16 protein-coding genes are annotated in these 15,029 nt (G+C 45.1%); 9 read left to right on the top strand and 7 right to left on the bottom strand.

Annotation, left to right across the window (positions count from 1 at the left end):
- Positions 1-314 precede the first annotated feature (314 nt).
- From ACHZCY_RS02485 to rlmN, 4 genes are all read left to right on the top strand, one after another.
- Positions 315-776, top strand: coding sequence for a tRNA (cytidine(34)-2'-O)-methyltransferase (locus tag ACHZCY_RS02485; protein ID WP_205221286.1), 462 nt, complete (start codon positions 315-317; stop codon positions 774-776).
- Positions 777-847: 71 nt separating this feature from the next.
- Positions 848-1,930, top strand: coding sequence for a 3-phosphoserine/phosphohydroxythreonine transaminase (gene serC, locus ACHZCY_RS02490; RefSeq protein WP_319547718.1), 1,083 nt, complete (start codon positions 848-850; stop codon positions 1,928-1,930).
- Between the two features lie 139 nt (positions 1,931-2,069).
- On the top strand, positions 2,070-2,939 hold the full coding sequence (locus tag ACHZCY_RS02495; RefSeq protein WP_319547719.1) for a radical SAM protein: 870 nt from the start codon (positions 2,070-2,072) through the stop codon (positions 2,937-2,939).
- Positions 2,940-2,945: 6 nt separating this feature from the next.
- On the top strand, positions 2,946-4,016 hold the full coding sequence (rlmN, locus tag ACHZCY_RS02500; RefSeq protein ID WP_205221289.1) for a dual-specificity RNA methyltransferase RlmN: 1,071 nt from the start codon (positions 2,946-2,948) through the stop codon (positions 4,014-4,016).
- Positions 4,017-4,023: 7 nt separating this feature from the next.
- On the opposite strand, the gene ACHZCY_RS02505 is transcribed toward rlmN, so the two are convergent.
- The 7 genes from ACHZCY_RS02505 to ACHZCY_RS02535 form a co-directional block, all read right to left on the bottom strand.
- Positions 4,024-5,031, bottom strand: coding sequence for a hypothetical protein (locus ACHZCY_RS02505; protein ID WP_205221290.1), 1,008 nt, complete (start codon positions 5,029-5,031; stop codon positions 4,024-4,026).
- Between the two features lie 363 nt (positions 5,032-5,394).
- Complete coding sequence (locus tag ACHZCY_RS02510) at positions 5,395-5,571, bottom strand: zinc-ribbon domain-containing protein (RefSeq protein ID WP_319547720.1); 177 nt, start codon at positions 5,569-5,571, stop codon at positions 5,395-5,397.
- 158 nt (positions 5,572-5,729) lie between these two features.
- Entirely contained in the window at positions 5,730-6,305 is a 576-nt protein-coding gene (locus tag ACHZCY_RS02515) for a flavodoxin family protein (RefSeq protein WP_205221292.1), read from the bottom strand.
- 1 nt (position 6,306) lies between these two features.
- Positions 6,307-6,909 (bottom strand): 2-oxoacid:acceptor oxidoreductase family protein, encoded by a 603-nt coding sequence (locus ACHZCY_RS02520; protein WP_205221293.1) that lies wholly within the window; start codon positions 6,907-6,909, stop codon positions 6,307-6,309.
- On the bottom strand, positions 6,906-7,748 hold the full coding sequence (locus tag ACHZCY_RS02525; protein WP_205221294.1) for a 2-oxoacid:ferredoxin oxidoreductase subunit beta: 843 nt from the start codon (positions 7,746-7,748) through the stop codon (positions 6,906-6,908). Before ACHZCY_RS02525 ends, ACHZCY_RS02520 begins: the two co-directional genes overlap by 4 nt.
- 12 nt (positions 7,749-7,760) lie before the next feature.
- Positions 7,761-8,900, bottom strand: a complete 1,140-nt coding sequence (locus ACHZCY_RS02530; protein WP_205221295.1) for a 2-oxoacid:acceptor oxidoreductase subunit alpha — start codon at positions 8,898-8,900, stop codon at positions 7,761-7,763.
- Positions 8,893-9,183: a 4Fe-4S dicluster domain-containing protein gene (locus tag ACHZCY_RS02535; RefSeq protein ID WP_205221296.1), complete on the bottom strand. Its 291-nt coding sequence runs from the start codon at positions 9,181-9,183 to the stop codon at positions 8,893-8,895. The genes ACHZCY_RS02530 and ACHZCY_RS02535 overlap by 8 nt, the downstream gene beginning before the upstream one ends.
- A 261-nt stretch (positions 9,184-9,444) precedes the next feature.
- On the opposite strand from ACHZCY_RS02535, the gene ACHZCY_RS02540 reads away from it, so the two are divergent.
- The 5 genes from ACHZCY_RS02540 (at position 9,445) to ACHZCY_RS02560 (ending at position 14,975) form a co-directional block, all read left to right on the top strand.
- Positions 9,445-10,416, top strand: a complete 972-nt coding sequence (locus tag ACHZCY_RS02540; protein ID WP_319547721.1) for a TAXI family TRAP transporter solute-binding subunit — start codon at positions 9,445-9,447, stop codon at positions 10,414-10,416.
- A 231-nt stretch (positions 10,417-10,647) separates the two neighbouring features.
- On the top strand, positions 10,648-12,747 hold the full coding sequence (locus ACHZCY_RS02545) for a TRAP transporter permease (RefSeq protein ID WP_319547722.1): 2,100 nt from the start codon (positions 10,648-10,650) through the stop codon (positions 12,745-12,747).
- Positions 12,748-12,777: 30 nt separating this feature from the next.
- Positions 12,778-13,269 carry a universal stress protein gene (locus ACHZCY_RS02550; protein ID WP_205221299.1) on the top strand — a complete coding sequence of 164 codons (492 nt, stop codon included), beginning with the start codon at positions 12,778-12,780 and terminating at the stop codon, positions 13,267-13,269.
- A 276-nt stretch (positions 13,270-13,545) separates the two neighbouring features.
- On the top strand, positions 13,546-14,187 hold the full coding sequence (gene lexA / locus ACHZCY_RS02555; RefSeq protein WP_319547723.1) for a transcriptional repressor LexA: 642 nt from the start codon (positions 13,546-13,548) through the stop codon (positions 14,185-14,187).
- On the top strand, positions 14,187-14,975 hold the full coding sequence (locus ACHZCY_RS02560; protein WP_319547724.1) for a DUF72 domain-containing protein: 789 nt from the start codon (positions 14,187-14,189) through the stop codon (positions 14,973-14,975). Before lexA ends, ACHZCY_RS02560 begins: the two co-directional genes overlap by 1 nt.
- The last annotated feature ends 54 nt before the right edge of the window (positions 14,976-15,029 follow it).

Raw genomic sequence — 15,029 nt, forward strand, 5'->3', positions numbered from 1 at the left:
TACTGCGTAACCACATATCGAGATGTTGGGTGGATTTTTATAAATTTAAAAAATCCTGAAAAACGGTGTCTTCAAGATACTACGAAGGCTCGCCTCTATAATAGATGAAACCCCATACAATGAGCAAATAGTGGGCAGAAACCTTCTGGATAAACAGATGTTTTTTGTGAGCAAACTGTTTTTATACCACACTCCAAGGCCGTACCTTAAAAGCAACACATGAATGTAAGACGATTTTTTAAATTTGCAACCTCAATCATTATCATGTACAAACGTGTCCTTAACTGTTACCGCCAACCTTGCCGGAAGGGATTATGAAACCGCTGCATATCGTTCTTGTCGAACCAGAAATACCGCCAAACACTGGATCTATAGCCAGATTGTGTGGGGCAACCGATGCCGTGCTTGATCTTATCCACCCCTTAGGATTCAGCGTCGATGATAAGCATCTTAAGCGAGCAGGGCTTGATTATTGGGAATATGTGTCTATTAACCATTGGCCTGACTTGAATACATTTCTTGAACAACAAGATGAAAGTGAGCTGTTTTTTCTTACGACCAAGGTACAGCGAAGCTACACGCAAGCTGTTTTTTCAGAAGGGGCAAAACTGATTTTCGGCAAGGAAACGAAAGGCGTTCCGGAAGAAATTCTTGCACTGTACCATGACCGTTGTTATACAATTCCGATGAGTAATTCCCGGATTCGCAGTCTCAACTTAGCAATGACCGCCGGAATAGTTTTGTACGAAGCAATACGTCAAATTCACCACCAGTAAGATTTACCAGTACTCCAATTGCACTTACTGCACTCTTTCTGTTCGTCATCATTTTTAATAAGGAGAACACTATGCCTGAGAGAATATATAATTTCAGCCCAGGGCCGGCTACCCTGCCCTATTCCGTACTGCAGGAAGCAGCTACTGATATTGTCAATTACAATGACAAGGGGATTGGCCTTATCGAATTGAGTCATCGCTCAAAAGAGTTTATGGCCATTGCTGATGAGACCGATCGTCTGATACGACAACTTTTGGGAGTGCCTGATAATTACAAGGTACTTTTTCTGCAGGGTGGTGCCTCTTCCCAGTTTTTTATGATTCCCATGAACCTGCTTGGGCCTGGGAAAAAAGCAACGTATCTGAATACAGGCACCTGGTCCAAAAAAGCAATCAAAGAGGCGAAACTCTTCGGAGATATAGAGGTAGCCTATTCGAGCGAAGACCAATCGTTTAATCGTGTGCCCACAGATGGTGAATACAGTGTGAGCGAGCAGAGTGAGTACCTCTACTTTGTTACTAATAACACCATTTACGGCACCCAGTTTCCTCATATGCCGGACAAAAATGCTTTGCTGATTGCAGATATGTCATCAGATATTTTTTCTCGACCTGTTGATGTTTCTAAATTCGGAATTATTTTTGCCGGTGCTCAAAAAAACATGGGACCTGCCGGAGTTACCTTGGTGATTATTCGAGAAGATCTGCTGGACCGTGCAGCAGAAACCGTACCGACCATGCTCAAGTACAAAACCCATGCAGACAAGGACTCCATGTTTAACACACCTCCTTGTTTTCCTATTTACTGTGTTGGCAGGGTTATGAATTGGTTGAAGGAGCTTGGTGGGATTCCGGGTATTGAAAAAATCAACCAGGAAAAGGCTGCTCTGTTATATTCAGCCATTGACAGCACTGATTTTTATCGAGGACACGCTGAAAAAGATTCAAGATCTCTGATGAATGTCGCCTTTAATCTGCCGACTCCGGAACTGGAGGCGCAGTTTATTGCTGAAGCTGCTGCTGTTGGTCTGGATGGCTTAAAAGGACACCGCTCCATAGGCGGATGCCGGGCATCTATTTACAATGCCTTTCCACGGGAAGGTGTTGAGAAACTTGTTGATTTTATGGCGGATTTTGCCAAAAATAACGGATAGCAAAAAGAAAGGCTGTACCCCGGAGAAAAAACCGCGGTACAGCCTCCTTCCCCGTTGTTCTCCCACCCTCTGTCAGAGGTCTCTTGGCCTGTTTGTTGAAAAAATCACCAGGTCTCTCTGTTACTAAAGAACGTTTATCATGGATTATCAGGGCGATATTATACGTCCCCCCAGCGAAGCAAATTCCATTATCCTGCAGGTAACTACGGGGTGCTCTCATAATCACTGCACATTTTGTGGAGCATATCGTGAGAAAAGCTATGGGGTTAAGCAGTGGTCAACTATTCAACATGATCTGGAATTTGCCGCCAGATGGTGTACCCGGCAAAAAACAATGTTTCTTGCTGATGGTGATGCCCTTGCCTTGCCCCATGAATTGATGGTGCAGCTTCTTACCTCTATTCGGCAAATGCTGCCTTGGGTAAGGCGTGTTGCATCTTATGCTAACTGTCATAATATAGAGGGAAAAAGCGATCTGCAGCTTTGCCGATATAAAGAGCTGGGTCTGAGTCGCATTTATATGGGGCTGGAAAGCGGTCATGATTCTACATTGCGCAAAATCGGTAAAGGCGTTGATGGCGCACAGATGGTAACGGCAGGTAGACGTGTCCGGGCTGCCGGGATGTTTCTTTCTGTTACCTGTCTGCTTGGTATTGCTGGAATTGAGGCTTCCTTGGATCATGCTCAAGCAACGGCAGCAGTTCTTAACCAAATGGAACCAAGCCAGATAGCCGTTCTTACACTGATGATACTGGACAATACGCCGCTGTTTAGAGAGTTGCAGGCTCGCCGTTTTCAACCACTTGATCAGGGGCAATTGTTTCATGAATTGCGAATGATGCTTTCCGCAATCGAGCTTAAACGAGCTCAGTTTCAGGCAAATCACGCGTCAAATTATTTTTCCCTCAGTGGTCGTCTGCCTAAAGACAAAGAAGCTATGCTTGCGACTATCGATAGCGCCCTCAATGGGACACTTAACCTTAAAGATGAAAGTTTTCGTTTGTTATAAAAAGCCATGTGTGCACATCAAGAAAAAACAGATTTGAAAAACCTTACCCAGGAACAACTGGTAAACTTTGTTGAATCACTCGAGCAACCTGCATTTCGTGGGCGCCAACTACTGGCTTGGATTTACAAAGCCGGGATAACAGAGTTTGAACAGATGACGGATCTGGCGAAAAAATTCCGCAAGGTTCTTGAACACGCTGCTCGCATGAGTAGGTTCGACCAGGCAGTCATTGAAATATCCCGTGACGGCTCGGTCAAGTTCGGCTTTCGCCTGGAGGATGGCCATGTTATTGAGTCTGTCCTGATTCCGGAAGAAGACCGGAACACACTGTGTGTCTCCACTCAGGTGGGGTGTGCCATGGGCTGTACCTTTTGTTTAACCGGGAAAATGGGGTTTTCCAGAAATCTTTCCACTGCCGAAATTGTCAACCAGGTATGTGCTGTTCGAGACTGGATGGAGCATAATGACAGAGGAAAGTTGTCCAACCTGGTTTTTATGGGTATGGGGGAGCCGCTGGCAAACTTTGATAATTTGCTTGATTCAATATCGATTTTGACTGAGCAACGTGGACTTGATTTTTCAGAACGTCGGATAACCGTTTCTACCTGTGGGTTGATTCCGCAGATGCTGCAACTTGGCACAGCTACTAATGTGAACCTGGCGATATCGCTTCATGCCGTTGATGACACGACCAGGAGTTCGGTCATGCCTGTTAACAAAAAATACCCGATTGCAGACTTGATTGAGGCTTGCAGGAAATATCCGCAGAAAAAACGCAAACGAATTATGTTTGAGTACACTTTGGTGCCGGGTGTGAACGATACCGATGCAGATGCCCATAAGCTTGCAGAATTGCTTGTGGCGATTCCGTGTAAAATAAACTTGTTGGCAATTAACAGTGGAGAAGAAAACAGTGCATTAAAGGTGAGCCGCCAGCGGATACTTCGTTTTCAAGCAATATTGAGGGAGCATGATTTTACGGTTTTTATACGTCAGAGTCGTGGCGATGATATTTCAGCAGCCTGCGGGCAGTTGGCCGGTAAGGAATGGGATGAAAATCGATCAACCCTCCTTTAGGCTGTTGCTATAGCTCAATAGCAATGTTGCGAGATTCGAGCACGCTCTTGTTACGCATGGTGGATATTTTTGCTTTAAAATTCCCTTCTGCATGGTAAGCACGGACAAGAGCCCATGCGCATACAATAATTGCCCGCACTATTTTCTCCTTTGGTGCGTCAGATGAAAATTTTACAGTACCTCTGCTATACTCAAAATATCCCATAAAAGGGTCAAGGTAGGGATAGGTGTCGAGTTGGGATTGAATGTACTCATTAAGGAGCTTCACAGGGTTTTTTTCACCCTTCTCCTGCATGGTCTGGATGAAAAAAAAGAGCAATTCCTCCAATGCAGGTCGTAATTCCGAAGAGACCGGATTAACTACCCTTGGCTCTGCTTTTTTGACCGTTGACCTGGCAGGGGTTTGTTTTGCCTCTACTGAGGTGTTTTCCTTAATGTATGAGCCAAAAGTAAAGCTTCCCTCTCCTGCCTGTACCCTGCTTAACAGAATATTATAATTTTCATCGGATTTGCTCATCCCGCCTTTGGCCCAGGAATAGGAACCGCCTATTCTTGCACCTTCATGGAAAAAAAGCAGACCACTGTCTGGTTTGTTGGTGATTTTTACATCTATAAATCCGGAAAAGTTTTTTTGGCGAAGTCGAAATATGAGATCCGGCAGAGGGATTTCTGATGATTTCAGTGCTGATTTAGCCCTTTGAAAAGGCTGCATATGCCCCCAGAAGAAGATAGCATTGGGGTCAAGGTAATAGATGTTAACAATGAAACTGCTTTGCAGAAAAATTTCACTGATGACAGCAAGGTCTGAAAATGACTGCGCTTTTTTTTTGTTTTCTTGTAAAAGACAACGAATTATTTCGCTTTCATCAAAATAGATCAGAATTTCCCGAGAGACCGCTTTCCCATGAATACAACCAGAGCCGATTTCACCTTGGAGGTGTTCGGCCAGCTTTTCCAGATTAAGGTAATAACTGTTTAACCCTTTAAGAAAAGGTTTTTCTTTGGGAAGTAACATGTTTTACATCAAGCCGTATTGTAGTAGAGGACCTGGCAAACATGAAAGATTCATTAGTTGTAGAAGTCCACAAAAGGATTATCTGCCATTGAGTAAGGATTTTAGTCAGGTGAAGGCCGTCAAGCTTACCTACACTCATTAATAAATCTTTTTTGAAAAATAAATTCAAGCTATGTCGTTAAAAAATAACAGATTATATCTCGTGGCCGCTTGTTGCTAGGAATATTTGTTTTTTTAGAGATGTTTCTTTATTTTGGGTACGAGAGTATGCATCCTTGTGAATAAGGTAGAGCTATGTTTCAGGTTATCTCACATTACTTGCGGCTTATCCTGTAGCTGGTAAAAATATTTGAGTCTGTTTGTTTATGCGTCTTTGGAAAGCGCTTCCACCGAAGGGCGCTCTGTATTGTTTTTTGTTGGTGATTTTGCGACAACAATTATATGGCCGCATTCATAACAGGCGAATCTTGCACGATCACTTTTCATTTTAGATTCGTCTATATTGTATTTTTTTGAACATTCTTCGCAAATCGCAAGCATTGTCTGTCGCTCCGCATGTAAAAAAAGTTGAAGCACCTTAGAGAGTGTTTTCTTCGTTCTAAATAATAGTCGCACAAACCAACCTGCTTTGTATTAGCATGTAAAGCAGGTTGGTCTTCGTTTATGCGTTTAAAAAAGCATCGTGCAATCCCGCGGCATCATCCTCTTAGTTTCTTAAGCGCCCACGCCATGTTTATTCCCAGATCGCGCATGGTGTTGATACCTTCGGTGTCGTCTGAAACCTCACCTTTTTCTCTGCCAACGCCTATATTCCAGTAAGAAGAACCCACAATAATCATTTGACTGATGGTGAAAAAGTGATTCATCGTATCAAAGGCATGGATGGCTCCACCACGTCTCTGGGTCACTACGGCTGCACCGATTTTCCGTTTGAACAAATCACCGTTTGCTCTGGCCGTCATGCCGGTTCTATCGATCAACGCCTTCATTTCTGTACTGATATCAGCAAAATAGGTTGGAGAACCAAGGATGATACCATCAGCTTCATCCATTTTTTGAATACACGAGTTGATGCAGTCGATATCGACGATACATTTTTTATTCTTTAGCTTAAAACATTGATAACAGGCAATACAGCCGTGCGGATGCTCACCGGAAAGCTGAATTAATTCTGTTTGAATACCTTCTTTTTCCAGTTCTTCAAAAATGGTATTGATCATCACAGCAGTATTACCGTTTTTCCGGGCACTGCCATTAAAAGCCACGACTTTCATATTATACCTCATCATCGTCGGTGATTATAGAACGAGGGAGCCCCAGAACGTCAATTTTTTCTGCTTCCTCAATGCCACGTTGCAATGCTTTTGAGTTGAGCTTTTCAGTCCCTTTCGGCACCCTTTGCAGCAGCGCTTTCTCAAGGTTTTCCAGGTTTACTTTTTGACATAGTCTGCCGACAGCCCCCAAGGCGACCATGTTGGCCACCACTTCTTTGCCGAGTTCATTTTTGGCAATGTCGGTAAATGGAATCCCTATTATTCTGCTGGTAGGGTACTGTTCAACGAGGGTTGAGTCAACTAGAAGCAAGCCATCGGCATTGAGATCGTAAAAGTATGCATCGCATGCTGCCTGATTCATGGCTAACAGGAAATCAAGATTTAACGATTTCGGGTAATCAATAGGTGTCTCACTGATAACCACTTCAGCCTTTGATTTACCTCCCCGCGCTTCCGGTCCGTAACTTTGGGTCTGGCATACGTATTTGCCATCATAAACGCCAACCGCTTCGGAGAAGACCACCGCAGCAGTAATAAGTCCCTGGCCGCCGGAACCGCTGAAACGCAGCTCATATCTATCGGTTATAGTTTTGAGTGCATTCATATCTTACCCTTTGTTTTGCTGGCCCGCTCACGGACTTTCTTATACTCTTCGGTTGAAATCGGCATTTCTCTGTCAGTAAGAACCCCAATAGTGGTTTTTCCTTCCAGTTCTTCGGGTGAAAGTTTTTCAGCCTTGCTGACCGTAATTGAATTTTCCTTGAAACTGGTGAGCATGTCAACGGCCCCGCCGAGTTTATTGCGCCGTCCATATTGAACATGGCAGTTGGAGATAACTTCAACAACAGCGAAGCCTCTTTTCCGCATGGCTTGCTCGATGAGTCGGTCCATTAGCTCACCGTGATAAACCGTTGCTCTGGCAACAAATGAGGCGCCGGCGGTTACAGCAAGCTCAGCAATGGAAAAATCGTGCTCAATATGACCATAGACAGAGGTTGTCGAGGTAGACCCAAAAGGTGTTGTCGGCGAATATTGACCACCGGTCATACCATAAATGGAATTATTGATAATTATGGCGGTAAGATTAAGGTTGCGGCGGGCTGCATGGATAAAGTGATTGCCGCCAATGGCTGTAGCATCACCGTCACCCATAATAGCAACTACGTTCAAATCAGGTTTTGCCAGTTTTACCCCGGTGGCAAAGGTCAGTGCTCTACCGTGAGTGGTATGCAGCGTATTAAAATCCAAGTAGGTAGGCATGCGTCCGGAACAGCCAATACCAGAGGCGAGAACAACATCATCTTTGCTAATCTCCATTCTGTAGATGGCTCTAAGTAATGCGGCCATGACAATACCATTGCCGCAACCAGGACACCATACATGGGGAAATTTTTTATTGTGGCGTAGATACTCGTGTCGTATCTTTTGTGCAGTAACTGCCATAATAAGGTCTCCTTAAAGCTTGATCAGCTGTGCGTAAATTTCATTGGGAGTGATGAACTGGCCATCGATCCGGTTATGTTTGGCAACAACACATTTATTTTGATTTACGCGTTGCACCTCACGGCTGATTTGTCCCATGTTCATCTCCGGTACCAAGACGGCTCGGCACTGTTCCAGTAGTGGGCTAACGTGACTTCGTGGGAACGGGAAAAGGGTGATAAGCTGCAGCAGGCCAACTTTTACGCCCTGTTTGCGAGCATCTTCTACGGCTTTAAGTGCTGATCTGGCTACAGAACCATAGGCTATGACTGCAATCTCCGCATCTTCCAGCATGAAGCCCTTGGTCATCATTATTTCAGAAAAACCGCGCGTGATTTTCTTGGTAAGCCTATTTTGAAATTGTTGGACTTCGTTGGGCTTTTGGGTCGGAAAACCATACTCATCATGAACAAGTCCGGTCACATGGTGACGGTAACCATCACCAAAAGCAGCCATATGGGGAACCCCCCTGTTATCACCTTCGTAAGGTTTGTACCAGTCGGGCGGAACGCTTGGTCGAATACGATCTACAACCCTGATACTCTTCTGGTCAGGCAGTTGGACACACTCCCTTGTGTGGGCAACTACTTCGTCTGAAAGCAGCACTACCGGTACCCGATATTGTTCAGAAAGATTAAAAGCCTTGATGGTAATGGAAAAGGAGTCGCTCACGGAAGAAACAGCCATTACAATGATAGGGTGATCTCCATGGGTGCCCCACCTTGCCATCTGTACATCTCCCTGGGAAGGACAGGTTGGCAGCCCAGTTGATGGACCACCACGCATAACGTTAACAACCACGCAGGGAACTTCGGCAATGCAGGCATAGCCAAGATTTTCCTGCATAAGAGAAAAACCGGGACCCGAGGTGGCTGTCATGGTTTTTTCTCCTGCAAGCGAGGCACCTATGATTGCTCCCATGCTGGCGATTTCATCCTCCATCTGCACAAAGGTACCCCCAACCTGGGGCAGCATGGTTGCAAGCATTTCAGAAATTTCAGTCGCCGGAGTAATAGGATAGCCGGCAAAAAAACGACAGCCGGCAGCAAGCGCACCGTAGGCAATAGCCTCGTTACCCTGGAGCAGAAGCCGTTTATTTTCTTGGTTAAACATCGTCTTTCCTCCTTTTGGGGCGTCGATCAGAGACTGTGATGGCAAAGTCAGGACAATGTATCTCGCAGAAGCGGCAACCTATGCACTTGTCAGGCTCTTCAATCATCGGTTTACCCGATTTGTCTGGAGTAATAATTTTTTTTGGACAAAACGCAATACAGATGCCACATGCCTTACACCAGTCATGGTAAAAAGCAATGTCATACAATTTCTTTTTTTTAGGCGGTTCTTTTTTTGCGCTTGTATTCTCTGTAACGTTTTGTTTTTCTACTTTTTCTTTCATGTTATTCAGTTGAAAGTAAATGAGGAAAGAATGAATAGTAAAAGTGATAAGCACTTAAGCAAGGCATCACTTGATTCTCCCCCCCCGCAATACAGGTTCTGCTTAAAAAAATCAAGAAATTCTCCTCCTTTTTTCACGGGGTTGCAAAAAGTCACAAATATATAAGAATAGCTTGTAAACCAACTAAGAATTCTATATAAAAATAGTTTGTTGCAACATAGTTAGGCGGTATCCACCACGACTAATTCAATGGAGGTATGAATGAAAAGAGGACTGTTTCTATCAATTGCCGTAGCAGCAGGTGTATTTATGACTGTTACTTTAGCACAGGCGAAAACTCAGTTTGTCACCATCGGTACCGGTGGCATAACAGGCGTTTACTACCCCACAGGTGGCGCTATTGCTAAAATGGTCAACAAAAAGAAGAAAGAATACGGTCTCCGGGCTACTGTCGAATCTACGGGCGGTTCCGTATTTAATGTCAATGCGGTCATGAATGGTGACCTTGAGTTCGGCGTTGTTCAGTCTGATCGTCAGTATCAGGCCATGGAAGGTCTTGCCGAGTGGAAGGAAAAGGGTCCCCAGAAAGACCTACGCGCTGTTTTTTCCATTCATCCCGAATCCGTTACCCTCGCGGCAGCAGTTGACGCTGGAGCAAAAGATATCAGAGACCTCAAAGGGAAACGTGTTAACTTAGGTAACCCCGGTTCAGGCCAACGACAGAATGCTATTGATGCATTTACTGCTGTCGGCATCGATCCTGAAAAAGATATCATCGCTGAAGGCATCAAAGCTTCCGAGGCTCCAGGTATACTCCAAGACGGCCGTATTGATGCATTCTTTTACACTGTAGGTCATCCAAGCGGAGCATTTAAAGAGGCTACCTCTGGTGCACGAAAGGTACGTTTTGTTTCTATTACCGGTATTGATGATTTACTGAAAAAATTCCCTTATTACGCCAAGTCTGTTATTCCAGTCGCCATGTATCCAGGTGCCCAGAATGATGCAGATGTTCCTACTTTTGGCGTAAAAGCCACTTTGGTTACTTCAGTTAAAGTACCAGATGACGTTGTGTATGCAATTACTAAAGAAGTATTTGATAATTTTGAAGAATTCAAAAAATTGCATCCTGCGTATTCCACTCTGACCAAGGAAGCCATGCTTGATGGGCTTTCTGCACCTATTCATCCTGGTGCGATGAAATATTATAAAGAAGCAGGTTTGATGAAATAAAAGTCAAGTCTGATTGTTGTACACCGGGCAACGGCAACAAGCTGTTGCCCGGTTTTTTCCGGCTGGATTCAGCTGGTCCAGTTTCTGGAAGCACTAGTTTCCATTCCCCCTGTTTGCCCGTAGTACTCCGAATCATCCGGTTGCTCTCCTCCGGATTGACTCGTTCCTGATATCCGGCGGGAAATGATCACATTTTTTACTGTTATACGCCCCACCAACAGGAGGTAGTTGATGAGCAAAATCCGTATTGAAAAAGTTGAAGACGGGTTTGAAGAAGCCCGACGATTGGCTGAAGAAGAAGAAGGTATAGGGCGTAAACCCGATGGCTGGCAAAAATACCTCATCCCCACCATAGCCATAGCCTGGAGCCTGTTTCAGCTTTCCCTTCCCAAATGGTTGTTAATTGATTCCACCTATATTCGCGCAATTCACCTTGGCTTTGCCATTACGCTGGTTTTTCTCAATTACCCTCTTCTAAAAAAGCCTTATTTCGGTCTGAAATATTTTGCCGAGCATAAAAAAATTCCACTACTGGATATGGCGCTGGCCCTTTTTGCCGCCTATTGTGCACTTTACTTGATGATCCATTATGAAGAACTGGTGACCCGCTATGGTTCGCCATCCACCATGGATATTGTCATCGGTCTTGCCCTGGTCGGAGTCTTGCTTGAGGCTGCACGGCGGACCATCGGTCCTGCCCTGCCGGTTATTGCCACCTGCTTTATTATTTATTCCTTTCTTGGCCCCTATATGCCGGATCTAATTGCCTTTAAGGGGACATCCCTGGACCGTTTTGTCGGCCAGATGACCATGTCCACCGAAGGGATATACGGTATCCCCCTTGATGTGTCGGCGACCATTGTTTTTCTGTTTGTCTTGTTCGGTGCAATGCTGGACAAAGCCGGTGCTGGGCATTATTTTATACAGCTTGCCCTTAGTCTGCTTGGTCGATTTAAAGGTGGTCCTGCCAAAGCTGCTATTATGGGCTCTGGTTTAACTGGTTTAGTGTCAGGTTCATCCATAGCCAACATTGTTACCACCGGGACATTTACGATCCCAATGATGAAAAAAGTCGGCTATCCTGCAACAAAAGCAGCTGCAGTCGAAGTTGCCGCCTCCACTGACGGTCAATTGGCACCACCCATTATGGGGGCCGCGGCATTTATCATCGCCGAGTACGTAAATGTTCCCTATATCGAAGTAGTCAAAGCAGCAGCCGTTCCTGCTTTTGCCTCGTATGCCGCACTCTTTTTTATATCCCATATCGAGGCATCTAAACTGGGTATTCGCGGGATGCCTAAAAGTGAACTCCCGCCTTTCTTTAAAACGTTGATCAGCGGTGTACATTATTTGATTCCGCTTGCCATGCTGCTGTATGAATTGATCGTTGTCAGGCATTCTCCTGAGCTTGCGGCTTTCAATGCCATCATGGTTATGTTTGTTATTATGCTGGTTCAGGAACCATTTATAGCCTATAAAGATAAAACGCCAATTCTCCCGGCATTCAAACAATCAATAATAAACATTCTTGAAGCGCTCGCTTCGGGAGCCAGAAATATGGTTGCCGTGGCTCTTGCAACCGCTGCTGCTGGTATTATTGTCGGCGTTGTTGCCCTTGGTCTTGGCAATCTCATTACCGAAATCATTGATGTGCTTTCCATGGGTAATGTAGTGCTGATGCTTTGTATTACTGCCTTTGCCAGTTTGATTATTGGTATGGGACTGCCCACCACGGCGACCTATATCGTCATGGCGTCGCTCACCGCCCCGGCAATCGTCAGTGTAGGCGGCATGCAAGGGTTTATTGTCCCCCTTATGGCAGCGCATTTATTCTGTTTTTATTTCGGTATTCTTGCTGACGACACCCCGCCGGTTGGTCTTGCAGCCTATGCTGCGGCAGCCATTGCCAAGTCACCACCGATCCAGACGGGTATCCAGGGGTTTATGTATGATATAAGGACCGCCATTCTCCCCTTCATGTTTATTTTTAACACTGACCTGATCCTGCATAATGTGTTTTCATGGAGTCAAGGAATTTTAATCTTTGTCATGACTTGTATCGGTAACTTTGCCTTTGCCTCGGCAACACAAGGATGGTTTATAGCTCGAAACAGGTATTGGGAAATTCCTCTTTTTCTTTCTGTGACCTTTATCCTCATGCGGCCTGACCAAATTGCTATATGGCTGGGAATGCCCCATGACCAACGATACTGGACCTACCCTATCGGTTTGGCGCTATATGGGATACTGTACCTGATGCAGCGTCCGCGGGTTTCGCATGATGAAGCCCAGGTTGCTGCAGCGGCACAACAAAGGCGACCTGTACTCTAAAACTTTTTTTCAACATTGGAGCAAACCCTTATGGCTGAAATAAAAAAAATACTTGTTCCACTGGCATTCTCGGATTTTTCCAAGGGTATTCTTGAATATGCTGCCGGACTCGCAAAAGCACTTGATGCAGAACTCATTCTGATCAATGTCATTAATGAAAGGGATCTGGAAGCGGTCCAGACCATCTCTTCTTTTGGCTACGATGTAGACGAGGAACATTATATTCAGGGAATAGAGAAACAGCGGATTGAGGCTTTAGAGGAGATGCTGGCGGGCATTGATGTAGATGAAGAGCGGGTACGCTTTGTTTTTAAGGTTGGACGACCTGCCACGGTATTATTGAAAGTTGCTGTACAAGAGAATGTTGATATGATTGTTATGGGGGTAAAGGCCAAATCAGAACTGATGCATGCCTTTACCGGATCGGTGGCGGAAAAACTGTTTCGTCGCTCCCCTATTACCATTGTTTCCTATCGTGGGGAACGAATTGCTGAAAAATTGCGAAAACGAATCACTCAATAAGCAGTTTTTAGGGGTTAACAATCTCTCCGGCCACTTGAAGGGTATGCTCTTCAAGTGGCCTTTTTTTATAGCATTAATGGTAACATCTCAACCATACCTGAACAGCTAGAGCTCGGAGGTAAAGCAAGGAGATTTGTCATTCGTTGAATGGTTCCTTTTGTTTAGTTTTCTTCTGTGCATCCGGCCTGATGATAACATTGTGGTTTTTCTGCTTGCACTTTTAAAATGTAATATTACATTTGATGAAACGTCTACAATGCATGAGGATAACCATTTATGTCCCAACAACGTCCCCTCACCCCAAAGCAGCGGCAATTTCTGGATTATCTGCAACTGCAACTTGATCAGTCTGGTCACACTCCGAGCCTGAGGCAGGCTGCCAGTGATCTGCATATCAGCCATACAGCAGTGGCGAGTATGCTGCAAACCCTTCAGGAAAAAGGCTGGATTAAGCGCGAAGGACGATATAGCAGGTCTGTAACCTTGATCAATGGAGCGGCGGAAAGTGACCACTCCCTGAGCCGTTCGATACCGATCATTGGCAGAGTTGCTGCCGGTATGCCACTGTACGCTCAGCAAGAGTGGGCTGGATACGTATGTGTTGATAGAACCATTTATCGGGGCGACAACCTGTTTGCTCTCCACGTGCAGGGTGATTCCATGGAGAAAGTCGGTATTCTCGATGGGGACCTGGCGATCTGCGAACCCAGGCAGTTTGCGGAAAACGGGGAAATTGTTGTCGCCCTGATTGGTAACGAAGAAGCTACGATCAAACGTTTTTTTTATAGAGGGGACCATATCGAGCTGGTGCCGGAAAATGACAAGTATAAACCTATGCGTTACGGATTGGGTACAGTCCTTATTCAGGGGCTTTTGGTAGGTATTCACCGTGGGCCGGAACAAATGGCCGGCTTATAATGTCAGTGCCGGATGTTCGTATTGGTACCTGTGGTTTTTCCTACCCCGAATGGATAGAAGCAGGCATTTATCCCGCAGGGACAAAGTCTGCCCATATGTTGACGTTATACAGCAAATTGTTTCCAGTGGTAGAGCTCAATTATACATGGTACCAGATGCCCAGGGTTGAATCCTTGGAACGTATGGCAAGTCGAGTGCCGCCCTCCTTTTTTTTTACCGCAAAACTCACTCGTACTATGACCCATGAAATCAGTGACGAGTGGCAACAGCAAGCTCGGCTTTATTGTCAGGGGGTAGAACCCCTGCTTAACAATGGTAACCTTCTTGCTATCCTATTACAGTTCCCTCCCTCTTTTACTCGTACCCGTACAAACCGCCTGTATCTTGCTGAGCTTTTTGATCAGTTGCATTCTTTGCCCCTTGCCGTTGAATTTCGTCATTGTTCCTGGGCTCATGACCTGGTATTTAAAGGTTTGGAACAACGGAAAATCACTCTTGTTACTATCGACGCTCCTCCCCTTCCCAATCTTTTTCCCTGTCTTGGGATTGTTACCAATCCTGATCTTTTTTATATTCGTCTCCATGGCCGTAATGCAGGAGGGTGGTATTCCGGCAATATGCAGCAGCAGTTTAACTACAGTTATACTTTTCAGGAACTGGATTGTCTCAAGCACGAGGTTATCCTTCCTTGTCGGAATGCCTCCAATCAGGGGCTGATTTTTTTCAATAACCATGTCGCCGGCCAAGCCGTTCATAATGCCCGGCAGTTAGGCAATCTATTGCACTGATTTTTTCCTCTGCCGTTGTTTTTATTGTACAGGCATTATTTACATTGTCTATAC

The organism is Desulfogranum marinum (assembly GCF_963675105.2).
In the GTDB taxonomy this organism is placed as follows: Bacteria; Desulfobacterota; Desulfobulbia; order Desulfobulbales; family Desulfobulbaceae; genus Desulfogranum; species Desulfogranum marinum.

Excerpts from the sequence above, each read along its gene's own strand:
- ACHZCY_RS02535 (WP_205221296.1), bottom strand. The coding sequence starts at position 9,183 with ATGAAAGAAAAAGTAGAAAAACAAAACGTTACAGAGAATACAAGCGCA.
- lexA (WP_319547723.1), top strand. The coding sequence starts at position 13,546 with ATGTCCCAACAACGTCCCCTCACCCCAAAGCAGCGGCAATTTCTGGAT.
- ACHZCY_RS02510 (WP_319547720.1), bottom strand. The coding sequence starts at position 5,571 with ATGCTTGCGATTTGCGAAGAATGTTCAAAAAAATACAATATAGACGAA.
- ACHZCY_RS02525 (WP_205221294.1), bottom strand. The coding sequence starts at position 7,748 with ATGGCAGTTACTGCACAAAAGATACGACACGAGTATCTACGCCACAAT.
- ACHZCY_RS02545 (WP_319547722.1), top strand. The coding sequence starts at position 10,648 with ATGAGCAAAATCCGTATTGAAAAAGTTGAAGACGGGTTTGAAGAAGCC.
- ACHZCY_RS02515 (WP_205221292.1), bottom strand. The coding sequence starts at position 6,305 with ATGAAAGTCGTGGCTTTTAATGGCAGTGCCCGGAAAAACGGTAATACT.
- ACHZCY_RS02495 (WP_319547719.1), top strand. The coding sequence starts at position 2,070 with ATGGATTATCAGGGCGATATTATACGTCCCCCCAGCGAAGCAAATTCC.
- ACHZCY_RS02505 (WP_205221290.1), bottom strand. The coding sequence starts at position 5,031 with ATGTTACTTCCCAAAGAAAAACCTTTTCTTAAAGGGTTAAACAGTTAT.
- ACHZCY_RS02550 (WP_205221299.1), top strand. The coding sequence starts at position 12,778 with ATGGCTGAAATAAAAAAAATACTTGTTCCACTGGCATTCTCGGATTTT.
- ACHZCY_RS02560 (WP_319547724.1), top strand. The coding sequence starts at position 14,187 with ATGTCAGTGCCGGATGTTCGTATTGGTACCTGTGGTTTTTCCTACCCC.
- ACHZCY_RS02520 (WP_205221293.1), bottom strand. The coding sequence starts at position 6,909 with ATGAATGCACTCAAAACTATAACCGATAGATATGAGCTGCGTTTCAGC.
- rlmN (WP_205221289.1), top strand. The coding sequence starts at position 2,946 with ATGTGTGCACATCAAGAAAAAACAGATTTGAAAAACCTTACCCAGGAA.
- ACHZCY_RS02530 (WP_205221295.1), bottom strand. The coding sequence starts at position 8,900 with ATGTTTAACCAAGAAAATAAACGGCTTCTGCTCCAGGGTAACGAGGCT.
- serC (WP_319547718.1), top strand. The coding sequence starts at position 848 with ATGCCTGAGAGAATATATAATTTCAGCCCAGGGCCGGCTACCCTGCCC.
- ACHZCY_RS02540 (WP_319547721.1), top strand. The coding sequence starts at position 9,445 with ATGAAAAGAGGACTGTTTCTATCAATTGCCGTAGCAGCAGGTGTATTT.
- ACHZCY_RS02485 (WP_205221286.1), top strand. The coding sequence starts at position 315 with ATGAAACCGCTGCATATCGTTCTTGTCGAACCAGAAATACCGCCAAAC.